The sequence below is a fragment of the Micromonospora sp. NPDC004336 genome (assembly GCF_053602615.1).
Genome location: NZ_JBSGDY010000184.1, coordinates 1 through 10,802, shown reverse-complemented (window position 1 = coordinate 10,802; position 10,802 = coordinate 1). Strand labels below are relative to the sequence as shown.

The window sequence follows — 10,802 nt, the reverse complement described above, 5'->3', positions numbered from 1 at the left end:
GTGTCGCCCTCGTCCGCGCCACCGGCGGGGTGGTGCGTCAGGAGACGGTGCAGGGGGTGCCGTTGAGGGTGAACGCGGTGGGCTTCGGGTTCGATCCGGTGTGGGTGCCGTTGAAGCCGAAGCTGGTCGACGCGCCCGGCGCGAGCCGGCCGTTGTAGGAGAGGCTGGTGGCGGTGACCGAGGCGCCGGTCTGGGTCCACGTCGCCGACCAGCCCTGGCCGACCTTCTGGCCGGCGTGGGGGAAGGTGAAGGCGAGCGTCCAGCCGTCGATCGCGGTGGTGCCCGTGTTGGTGAGGGTGACGTTCGCGGTGAAGCCGCTGTCCCAGCCGCTGGTCGTCCAGGTCACGGCGCAGCCACCGGACGCGGGCGGGTCGGCGGTGGTGACGGCGACCGGCGCGGACGCCGCCGAGGCGTTGCCGGCCGCGTCCACGGCCACCACGTGGAACTGGTACGCGGTCGCGGCCGTCAGGCCGGTCACCGCCAGCGTGGTGCCGGTGGGCGAGCCGACCAGCGTGTCCGTCGCGCCGGCCTCGCGGTAGACCCGGTACCCGGTGACGCCGACGTTGTCGGTCGACGCGGCCCAGCTCAGGGTGAGCCCGGTGGCGGTGACCGCCGAGGCGGTCGGGGTGCCGGGGCGGGTCGGCGCGACGGTGTCGGGAGCCGGCGCGGCGGGCGTGGTCACCTCGGCGACGGGCGAGGCGGTCGACCGATTGCCGGCGCCGTCGCGGGCCCGCACCGTAAAGCGGTACGTCCGCTCGGGCAGCAGCCGGGTCACGGCCAGGGTGTTGGTGGCCGAGTTGAGCAGGACGAGCGCGTCGCTGCCGACCTGGGCCTGGGTGACCTCGTAGCCGGCCAGCCCGCTGCCGCCGGCGTCGGTGGACGCGGGCCAGGTCAGGGTCAGCCCGGTCGCGGTGACGGCCGAGGCGACGGGGGTGCCGGGGGTGGTCGGCGCGGTGGTGTCCGGGGTGGCCGGACCGGGCTCCTCACCCCAGATCCGGGTGGCGCCCGAGTAGAGCGTGACCTTCCGGTTCGGCCCGGCCGTCGCCTGGTACGACGGGTCGTTCGTCGGGTCCCAGGTGCCGCCCTCCGGCACGCCGATCTTGAACTGCACCTCCATCCGGTGCTGCGACTGCCCGGCGGGCGCGATGGTGTGCCCGGTGCAGTCCACCTCGACGTACCAGATGTCGCCGGAGAACTGCCTGGCCGTGGCCGGCGACGGGCAGCCCTGGGTGTAGCCGGGGGTGACCGTGACGGGGCCGGTGCCGTCGGGACGGAAGTAGTAGCGGAACTTGCCGTCGGTCAGGGCGCGGGCCGGGAAGGCGGACTTGTTGTAGACGACGGCCTTGAGGCCGGTGGCGCGCGGCTCGGCCTGCATCACGGTCGTCTCGACGGTCAGCTCGTCGATGTCGGGCGTCTCGGCGCGGGGGAAGCCGGCGAGCGGGGTGCCGCCGTACTCCCTGGTGAGCCGGGCCAGCGCGGAGGTGAAGCCGGCGTTGTAGTCGGTGGCGACCTCGTTCATCACGTAGTCCGACCGGTTGTCGGTGTACGCGTCGTTGGGCGCCGACGGGCCGCCGACCAGCGCGCCGTAGAGGGTGTGCCGCGTCTCGGCGGGCACGGTCTGGCTGTCCCACCAGGAGCCGTGCGCGGTGCGGTGGTGTGGGTTGCGCGGCGGGTTGGCCCCGAACCCGATCACGTAGCTGGAGTTGCGCGGGTTGTCGCCGAGCGCGTAGCCGATCTGCCGGACGGCGAAGTCGTGGTAGCGGGCCTTGCGGGTGGCGTCGGTGGTCTTGTCGCTGTAGACGAGGGCGGCGAAGGCGGTGTTCGCGGCGTAGCGCAGCGCGCCCCACGAGTCGAGCACCGCCATCCCGCCGGGCGAGTACGGCACCCGCTGCCCGTTGACGCCGACGGTCCAGTAGTCGAGCCAGCGGTTGGCGTCGTCGACGTACTTCTGCCTGCCGGTCAGGTTGGCCAGCAGCACGTACGCCCCGAACTGCTTGTTGTCCCAGGCGATGGTCCACTTGTAGGACCGCGTGGTGCTCTGGTTCTCGGTGCCGAGCTTGTCGTACTCGCTCTCCGCCTTGGCGAGGTAGGCGGCCTCGCCGGTGGCCCGGTACAGCCAGATCGCGGACCAGACCAGCTCGTCCTGCCAGCCGCTCCAGGAGCGGTAGAAGTTGGTCGCGTCGGTGATGCACTCGTGGTAGCTCTTCCGCACCGTGTCGGCGAACGTGTGCAGCTGCCTGGCGTGCCCGAGCAGCTTGTCGGCGTAGGCGGCGTCGGTGGGCCGGAAGACCATCGACGACGCGGCCATCGCCGCCGCCGTCTCCCCCGCCAGGTCCGCGCCGCCGCAGCTCGCGTCGATCTTGTACGCGGGCCGCGCCATCGGCATGACCTCGGCCGGTCCCCACCACTTGTGGTCGTCGTCGCCCTTGCCGACCTGCCCGTAGAGGACGTTCGGCGACGGGTGCGCCTTGACGAAGTAGTCGTTGACGAAGCGCAGGTTGTCGAGCAGGTGCGGGAGCTGGCCGGCGGCGACGTAGCCGTCGCGGTACTCCACCGCGCCCCAGGCCAGCATGGTGGCGCTGAACGCCATCGGGAAGCCGAACTTCACGTGGTCGCCGGCGTCGTACCAGCCACCGGTGAGGTCGAGCCCGACGTCGGCGCCGTCGGTGAGCGCGGAGTCGCCGCGCCAGGAGACCCGGTTCCAGTCGGGCAGCCGGCCGGACTGCTGCGCCTCGTAGAAGAGGAGCGACTTCTGCAGCGCCTCGGCGTAGTTGAAGGCGGGCGCGGCGGCGGGGGCGGCGGTGGCCGGCGCGGCGGTGGCCGGCGCGGCGACCGCGAGGGTGAGCCCGGTGGCGAGGGCCGCGCCCGCGGCCAGCAGGCGCCGGGGCCACGGCTGGTCGCCGGGCCGGCGCGGGCGTCTCGGATGGTGCATGACGGTGCTCCTGTCGGTGGCGTCGCCGACGGCGCCCGGCGAGGACTCGCCACGGCGTCGGGGCTGCCGTGGCGGCGTCGTGGGCCGCCGGCGAAGGCGGTGGTGGGGTGGGGTTACTGGGACCGGGAGCGCTCCCATGGATGGTTGCCAATGTAGATGGGCCGCCGGCGATTTGGGAAGACCGGCCAGGATGGACGGGGCCGACGGGAAGCCGGGACGGCGCAGCGCCGCAGGGGACGATCGCGTTACATCGACACGCCTGCGGAGAGTGATTAGTTTCGACGGCCCGGGCGGTCAGGTCGTCGCGTCGCCGCAGCTCAAGCCGATCGCCCGATGTCCTCGACCGTCACACACCGTGCGATCATGTGCTGTCCCCTCGATCAATTCCGGAGGAATCCTCATGGCACACCGTCGGCGCGTGGCGCGCGCGGCCGTCTCCGCAGTCGCCGCCACGGCCTGTCTCGCTCTCGCCACCCCGGCCTGGGCGTCCAGCACCATCCCGCTGCACAAGCCGCACGAGGGCAAGACGGCAACCTTCCAGCAGGAGTGCGACGACCCCAAGTTCAAGGACCGGCAGGCCGACCACGACGGCTGGCACTTCGTCCTCGACGGCAGCAGGAAGGCCTCCGGCGACTTCGAGGATCTGACCCTCACCTTCAAGGACCTGACCGGCGCCACGGTGACGGTGAAGGTTCCGGACCCCTCCGACTCCTACCCCGACTTCCTCTCGGCCAACGGCGCCGGCGGCCAGGTCAAGCACGCCTACGTCTTCACCCCGGCCGGGTGGACACTGCTGGGCGGCAGCGCCACGATCACGGGCACGGCCGACAGCTTCAAGCTGAGCCACACCTGCGCCGGCACGGCCGCGCCCCAGTCGCCGACCCCGAGCCCGTCGACGTCGACCTCCCCCTCTCCGTCGACCTCGGTGTCGCCCTCGACCTCGGTGTCGCCCTCGACGTCGGTGTCGCCGTCCGAGTCCACCTCCCCGAGCGAGTCCGCCTCGCCGTCGGAGTCGGTCACCCCGTCCGTCACCCCGTCGGAGAGCACCGGCGGCAGCGGTGGCGGCGACGAGGACGAAGGCGGCCTGCCGCTGACCGGCGTGGCGACGACCAGCATCGCGCTGGGCGGCCTCGCCCTGATCGGCGGCGGCGCGCTGCTGATGCTGCGCCGTCGGCGCGACAACGTCACCTTCACGAGCTGACCCCACCGAACCGCCCGACCGGCCGCCGGACACCCGTCCGGCGGCCGGTCGCCGCTTCCGCCCCGGTAGCCGCTTGCGCCCGGTCGCCGCCTCCGCCGCGGCCACCGTTTCCGCCCGGCCAGCGCCTCCGCCCCGGTCGCCGTTTTCACCCGGCCGGCGCGCAGGCCGGCCGCCGTCGCCAGCCGCCGCCTCCGGCCGGCTGGACATTCATCACATCATCTAAGTCCGTGAATATGTCGACCGAATGTTGCCAGGTCAAGGCAGGTGTCGACAGGCGACTGGGCGCGTCCTCGGCGGCGGGGCGGGGGCCGGCCGTTCCGGCATACGAACGTACTGTTGCCGCGCCCGTTTCGGCCGCGCGACAGTACGCGACACCAGCGGTGCCATCGACGCCGCCGCTCCCCCGGCCGACCCTGAGGAGATCGCGATGGCTCTACGACTCGCCGACGGCACCGCCTGGTCCGACACCCTCGCCCGCGCGGTGGCCGCCGCGCCGGAGGCGTTCGGCGCCCCGGTCGACGGCGTCACCACGCTGCACAACCTCGTACGCGGCGACTGGCACGCGGTGGGCACGCCCAGCCCCGTCCGCACGCCGGTCGACAACACGGTGCTGATCAACCTGCCCCGCCTCGACGCGGAGACCGCCCGCGCCGCGGTCGCGCACTCCGCCGCCGCGCACCGCGCCTGGGCCGAGACCCCGCTCGCCGAGCGCAAGGCCCGGGTCACCGACGCCCTGGACGCGCTCACCGCCCACCGCGACCTGCTCGCCCTGCTGCTGGTCTGGGAGATCGGCAAGCCGTGGCGGCTGGCCTGCGCCGACGTGGACCGCGCGCTGGACGGCGTGCGGTGGTACGTCGGCGAGATCGACCGGATGCTCGCCGACGGCCGGGAGCCGCTGCCGGGCCCGGTCAGCAACATCGCCTCGTGGAACTACCCGATGAGCGTGCTCGTGCACGCCGAGCTGGTGCAGCTGCTCGCCGGCAACGCCGTCATCGCCAAGACCCCGTCGCAGGGCGGGGCGGTCTGCCTCACCGTCGCGCACGCCCTGATGCGCCGGGCGGGGCTGCCCGCCACCCTGGTCTCCGGCGGCGGCGAGGAGCTGTCCGAGGTGCTCGTCCGGGCGCCGGAGATCGGCGCGGTGGCGTTCGTCGGCGGGCGCTCCAACGGCGGCAAGGTGGCCGCCGCGCTGCTCGACTCCGACAAGCGGCACTTCATCGAGCAGGAGGGCCTCAACGCCTGGGGCATCTGGGGCTTCTCACAGTGGGACCTGCTGGCCGGGCACCTGAAGAAGGGCTTCGAGTACGGCAAGCAGCGCTGCACCGCGTACCCGCGCTTCGTGGTCCAGCGGGACCTCGTCGACGAGTTCCTCGACATGTACCTGCCGGTCGTGCGCTCCGTCCGGTTCGGTCACCCGCTCGCCGTCGACGCCGACTGGGCCGCCGGCGACCCGCTGCCCGAGCTGGACTTCGGCCCGCTGATCAGCGCCGCCAAGGCCGACGAGCTGCGCCGCAAGGTCGACGAGGCGGTACGCGGCGGCGCGGTGCCGCTGCACCGGGGCAAGCTGCACGGCGCGCCGTTCCTGGACGGGCAGGACACCTCGGCGTACGTGGCCCCGTCGGTGCTGCTCGCCCCGCCCGGCCGGTCCCGGCTGATGCACGCCGAGCCGTTCGGCCCGGTCGACACCATCGTCGTCGTGGACACCACCGACGAGCTGCTGGCCGCCATGAACGCCTCGAACGGCGCGCTGGTCGCCTCGCTGGCCTGCGACGACGAGGAGCTCGCCGGCAAGCTCGCCGTCGACCTCCAGGCGTTCAAGGTGGGCATCAACAAGCCGCGCTCCCGGGGCGACCGGGACGAGCCGTTCGGCGGCCGGGGCGCCTCCTGGAAGGGCGCGTTCGTCGGCGGCGACCTGCTGGTGCAGGCCGTCACCCAGGGCGGCGACGGCCGGCTCTACGGCAACTTCCCCGACTACAGCAGCTATCCGACCACCTGACGGCGAGGGGGACGGGCCTCGGCGGCTCGGTCCTCCTCGGTGCCGCCCGCGGGGCGGCACCGGAAGGGCCCGGCCGCGGGGCGGCACCGGAAGGGCCCGGCCGCAGGGCGGCACCGGAAGGGCCCGGCCGCGGGGCGGCACCGGAGGGGCCCGGCCGGCGCCTTCCTACGCCGGAGGCGGCGACAGGGGACCCTTCCCCGCACCGTGGCTGGCGGCCGCGAGCGGGACGGTGAGGGTGAGCAGGGCGCCGTCCCGCTCCGTTGAGGTCGGCCGGCCGAGCCGCCGCAGGGTGCGCAGCATCGGGGCGTTCTCCGCGTGGACGTGCAGCAGCAGGGCCGCGTGACCGGCCCGCTCGGCGTGCCGCACCAGCCGGCGCAGCAGGGCGGAGCCGAGGCCCCGGCGCTGCCAGTCGTCGCGGACCAGCAGCGCCACCTCCGCCTCGTCGCCCTCGGCGAGCAGGTTCGCCATCGCCACCACCGACCCCGCCGCCCCGGCCGGCTGCGTCGCCCCGGCGTCGCCGGTCGAGGCGAGCAGGGTGACGCCCCGGGCCGGCTCCAGCAGCCGGCGCAGCCGGGCCGGCGACGGCACGGCCGCCCCGCCCAGGTAACGGCGGTGCCGGCTGCGCGCCGAGCAGCCCTCGTGCAGCTCGACCACGCCGGACAGGTCCTCGGCGCTCGCCGGGCGTACGGTCGTCTCGGCGCCGTCGGGCAGCACCAGGGTGACCTGCTCGGCGGCCCGGCGCGCGACGGTGGCGGAGAGCTCGACCAGGGCCTGCGCCCGGGCGTACTCGGCGGGCGTGAAGGCCGGCGCGGCGCGGCGCAGCGCGAACGAGCCCCCGCCCGGGTCGGCGAGCAGCATGGTGGTCTCGGTGATCCCGCCGGCGGCCGGCGCGGGCCGCCAGCTGACGGTGTCCGCGCCGAGCAGTGCGCGCAGCACCTCCCCGGCGGCCTCCGGATCCCGCGCCAGGCGGTTGGCCAGGCCGAGCGCCCGGGTGGGCTGGTCGGCCAGCCCGCGCGCCTCGCTGCGCGCGACCCAGCAGTCCCGCCCCCGTCCCCGCTCCACGGCGGCGACGAGGTCGGTCTCGGCGAGCGCGTCGGGCGCGTCGACCAGGAAGTCGTCGACCGCGCCCCGCTCGGTGGTGTGTACCTGCACGGCGAGGATGTTGACCCCGCGCAACGCCAGGCTGGCCGTGAGCACCGACAGGTAGCCCGGCCGGTCGTCCACGGTCGCCCGGATCCGCCACAGCGTCATGGTGGCCTCCCTTCCCGTACGACCCTCGCCGGTCGCTGTTGCGGGCCGGTTGCCCGGCGGTGACGGCTCGGGTCCGGCCGCGCGACCTGCGCCACACCGGCCCGTCCGGGCGGCGCGCGCTCAGGGGTTGGCCGCCACCGGCGGCGCCCCGACCAGGTCGAGCCGGTCGCCGAGGATCACGGCGGCGGCCCGCACGAGCTGCGCCAGCCGGTCCACCTCGGTGGCGTGGAACGCCGCCGCGGCCGGCGTCCCGGCGCGTTCGCGGGCCACCACCAGCACCAGGCCGGCCCGGCCGAACGGCGCGACCGCGAAGTGCCCGCCGTCGGGCGCGGTCATCGCCCGGGCGCGCAGCGGCGTCACCTCCGGCAGCGGCGGCGGTACGGGGGCCCGCCAGCTCGCCGGCCCGACTGTCGCCTGCCCGGCGGCGCCACTGCGGGCGGCCCAGTCCACGGGCACCACGGCGGCGACGGCCCAGTCGGCGGCGAGCAGCCCCGGCACGGCGTCGACCAGGATGGCCACGCCCTCGGCGGGGCTGGCCGCGACCTGGGCCAGCAGTTCGGCGTCCTGTCCCGTGGTGGTGGGCGCGCCGATCGCCCGCCACACCCCGTCCACCCGTACGCCCGGGATGGCGGCCAGCCCGGCGAGCAGCCGCTCGACCCGCGCGGCGCCCGGCCAGACCACGGTGAAGTCGTCCACGGCCCGCCCGCCCAGCCGCTCCAGCACGATTACCTGGACGATGTCCGCGCCGGACACGCCCATGGTGCGCGCCACCTGCCCGAGCGTGCCCGGACGGTCCGGCAGGGTGACCCGAACTCGCAGCAACATGTCTGACCCTCCGCTCGGCGGGCCGGCGCCATCCGCCGGCGGGCTGGGCACCAGCCTGGCCGGTGGGCGTTTCGCCCCTGTTGCAGTGCCATGTCCCGAGGGTCAAATCCGACCTTGACAACATGGCGGAGCTGCCATCAACTATTCGGATGACCGAGCCCGCCGTCGACGCGTACGGGCCGGGGAGCGACGCCGCCCCCGCCGCCTCCCCCCGCGGGTTGGATCTCGACCGGCTCGCCGGCCATCTGGCGCGGCACCGGCCCGAGCTGGCCGGCGGGCCGCTGCGGGCCCGGCTGATCGCCGGCGGCAAGTCCAACCTGACCTACCTGCTGGACGCCGGCGGGCGGGAGGTCGTGCTGCGCCGCCCACCGCTCGGGCACGTGCTGGCCACCGCGCACGACATGGCCCGGGAATACCGGGTGATCTCCGCGCTGGCGCCGACCGACGTGCCGGTGCCGGAGGCGCTGCTGCTCTGCGCGGACCCCGAGGTGCTCGGCGCGCCGTTCTACCTGATGGAACGGGTGCGCGGCGACGTGTTCCGCACCCGCGCCCAGACCGACCCGCTGACCGCGGACCAGCGCCGGGGCCTGGCGATGGCGATGATGGACACCCTGGCCGCGCTGCACGCAGTCGAGCCGGCGTCGGTGGGCCTGGGCGACTTCGGCCGGCCGGAGGGCTACCTCGCCCGGCAGGTCCGTCGCTGGTCCGGTCAGCTCGACCGGTCCCGCAGCCGGCCGCTGCCCGGCATCGAGGAGCTGCGCGACCTGCTCGCCGCCACCGCGCCGGAGGGCGCCAACGCCGGCCGGATCGTGCACGGCGACTACCGGCTGGACAATCTCCTCGCCACCGTCGAGCCGGTGGCCGTTCGCGCGGTGCTCGACTGGGAGATGGCCACCCTCGGCGACCCGCTGGCCGACCTCGGGCTCCTGCTGACCTACTGGGACGTGCTCGGCGGCAGCGACTCGGCCGCCGGTAACCCGGTCGCCGACGGGCTCGGTCCGAACGCCGGCTTCCCCACCGGGTCGGAGCTCATCGAGCGTTACGCCGGGCGCGGCGACGTCGACGTCGGCCCGCTGCACTGGCACGTCGCGCTCGGCTGCTTCAAGCTCGCGGTGATCTGCGAGGGCATCCACTACCGGCACACGCTCGGGCAGACGCTCGGCGAGGGCTTCGACCGGATCGGCGACATGGTGGCACCGCTGGTCGAGCACGGGCTGACCGCCGCCAGGGAGCGGTGATGGACTTCGCGTACGACGCCCGCACGGAGCAGCTGCGGGCCGAGCTGACCGACTTCCTGGAGCGGCACGTCTATCCCGCCGAGCCGGTGCACGCCGAGCAGGTGGCCGCCGCCGGCGACCCGTGGGCCCGGCCGCCGGTGATGGCGGAGCTGAAGGCCGAGGCGCGCAAGCGCGGCCTGTGGAACCTCTTCCTGCCCGACCCGCGCCACGGCGCCGGCCTGACCAACCTCCAGTACGCCCCGCTGGCCGAGCTGACCGGGCGCAGCCCGCACCTGGCGCCGGAGGCGGTCAACTGCGCCGCACCGGACACGGGCAACATGGAGCTGCTCGCCGAGTTCGGCTCGCCGGAGCAGCAGGAGCGCTGGCTGCGCCCGCTGCTGGAGGGCGAGATCCGCTCGGCGTTCTGCATGACCGAGCCGGAGGTCGCCTCCTCCGACGCGACCAACATCGCCACCCGGATCGTCCGCGACGGCGACCACTACGTGGTCAACGGGCGCAAGTGGTGGTCGTCGGGCGCGATGGACCCGGCCTGCGAGATCTTCGTCGTGATGGGCAAGACCGACCCGGGGGCCGACCGGCACCGCCAGCAGAGCATGATCCTGGTGCCCCGGGACACCCCCGGCGTGACGGTCCGCCGCGGCATGACGGTGTTCGGCTACAGCGACGCCCCGCACGGCGGTCACGCCGAGATCGACTTCACCGACGTACGGGTGCCGGCGGCGAACCTGGTCGGGGCCGAGGGCGCCGGCTTCGCGATCGCGCAGGCCCGGCTCGGCCCGGGGCGGATCCACCACTGCATGCGGCTGATCGGCATGGCGGAGCGGGCCCTGGAACTGCTCTGCCGGCGGGTCACCCAACGGGTGGCGTTCGGCCGGCCGCTGGCCGAGCAGGGCGTGGTCCGCGAGTGGATCGCCGAGTCGCGGGTACGCATCGAGCAGGCCCGCCTGCTGGTGCTCAAGACCGCCTGGCTGATGGACACCGTCGGCAACAAGGGCGCGCACACCGAGATCCAGGCCATCAAGATCGCCACGCCGGCGATGGCGGAGTGGGTGATCGACAAGGCCGTCCAGGCGTACGGCGGCGCCGGCGTCAGCCAGGACACCCCGCTGGCCGCCCTCTGGGCCCAGGCCCGCACCCTGCGCCTGGCCGACGGCCCCGACGAGGTCCACCGCGCCTCCCTCGCCAAGCGCGAACTCCGCCGCCAAACCCCACCCCACCCCTGACCCCCCACCCCACCCCACCCCACCGTCACGCCGTCGCGCCGTCACGACGCCGAGCCGCTCACCCTCTCCGTCACGGCGTCACGCCGTCACGGCGTCACGGCGTCACGGCGTCACGGCGTCACGGCGTCACGGCGTCACG

The 10,802-nt window shown here is 74.7% G+C and carries 7 protein-coding genes; 4 read left to right on the top strand and 3 right to left on the bottom strand.

Annotated elements, in window-relative coordinates; all coding sequences use genetic code 11:
• Positions 1–37: 37 nt before the first annotated feature.
• Entirely contained in the window at positions 38–2,932 is a 2,895-nt protein-coding gene (locus ACWENR_RS26485; RefSeq protein ID WP_452279668.1) for a glycoside hydrolase family 9 protein, read from the bottom strand.
• A gap of 418 nt (positions 2,933–3,350) precedes the next feature.
• Here ACWENR_RS26485 and ACWENR_RS26480 point away from each other — a divergent pair, with 418 nt between their 5' ends.
• Entirely contained in the window at positions 3,351–4,133 is a 783-nt protein-coding gene (locus ACWENR_RS26480) for an LPXTG cell wall anchor domain-containing protein (RefSeq protein WP_452279667.1), read from the top strand.
• Between the two features lie 427 nt (positions 4,134–4,560).
• Positions 4,561–6,126 carry an aldehyde dehydrogenase family protein gene (locus tag ACWENR_RS26475; protein ID WP_452279666.1) on the top strand — a complete coding sequence of 522 codons (1,566 nt, stop codon included), beginning with the start codon at positions 4,561–4,563 and terminating at the stop codon, positions 6,124–6,126.
• Between the two features lie 165 nt (positions 6,127–6,291).
• On the opposite strand, the gene ACWENR_RS26470 is transcribed toward ACWENR_RS26475, so the two are convergent.
• Together ACWENR_RS26470 and ACWENR_RS26465 are read right to left on the bottom strand one after the other, a co-directional pair.
• A complete protein-coding gene (locus ACWENR_RS26470) occupies positions 6,292–7,377 on the bottom strand; it encodes a GNAT family N-acetyltransferase (RefSeq protein ID WP_452279665.1) in 1,086 nt (361 codons plus the stop codon).
• 120 nt (positions 7,378–7,497) lie between these two features.
• Positions 7,498–8,202, bottom strand: coding sequence for an amino acid-binding protein (locus ACWENR_RS26465; RefSeq protein ID WP_452279664.1), 705 nt, complete (start codon positions 8,200–8,202; stop codon positions 7,498–7,500).
• 149 nt (positions 8,203–8,351) lie between these two features.
• Between ACWENR_RS26465 and ACWENR_RS26460 the strand changes: the two genes are divergently transcribed.
• Both ACWENR_RS26460 and ACWENR_RS26455 read left to right on the top strand, forming a co-directional pair.
• A complete protein-coding gene (locus ACWENR_RS26460) occupies positions 8,352–9,440 on the top strand; it encodes a phosphotransferase family protein (RefSeq protein WP_452279663.1) in 1,089 nt (362 codons plus the stop codon).
• Positions 9,440–10,663, top strand: coding sequence for an acyl-CoA dehydrogenase family protein (locus tag ACWENR_RS26455; RefSeq protein WP_452279662.1), 1,224 nt, complete (start codon positions 9,440–9,442; stop codon positions 10,661–10,663). Before ACWENR_RS26460 ends, ACWENR_RS26455 begins: the two co-directional genes overlap by 1 nt.
• The last annotated feature ends 139 nt before the right edge of the window (positions 10,664–10,802 follow it).

What these genes read in the sequence shown, in the direction of transcription:
- ACWENR_RS26470 (WP_452279665.1), bottom strand. Translation starts at nt 7,377, where the DNA reads ATGACGCTGTGGCGGATCCGGGCGACCGTGGACGACCGGCCGGGCTAC.
- ACWENR_RS26465 (WP_452279664.1), bottom strand. Translation starts at nt 8,202, where the DNA reads ATGTTGCTGCGAGTTCGGGTCACCCTGCCGGACCGTCCGGGCACGCTC.
- ACWENR_RS26455 (WP_452279662.1), top strand. Translation starts at nt 9,440, where the DNA reads ATGGACTTCGCGTACGACGCCCGCACGGAGCAGCTGCGGGCCGAGCTG.
- ACWENR_RS26460 (WP_452279663.1), top strand. Translation starts at nt 8,352, where the DNA reads ATGACCGAGCCCGCCGTCGACGCGTACGGGCCGGGGAGCGACGCCGCC.
- ACWENR_RS26485 (WP_452279668.1), bottom strand. Translation starts at nt 2,932, where the DNA reads ATGCACCATCCGAGACGCCCGCGCCGGCCCGGCGACCAGCCGTGGCCC.
- ACWENR_RS26475 (WP_452279666.1), top strand. Translation starts at nt 4,561, where the DNA reads ATGGCTCTACGACTCGCCGACGGCACCGCCTGGTCCGACACCCTCGCC.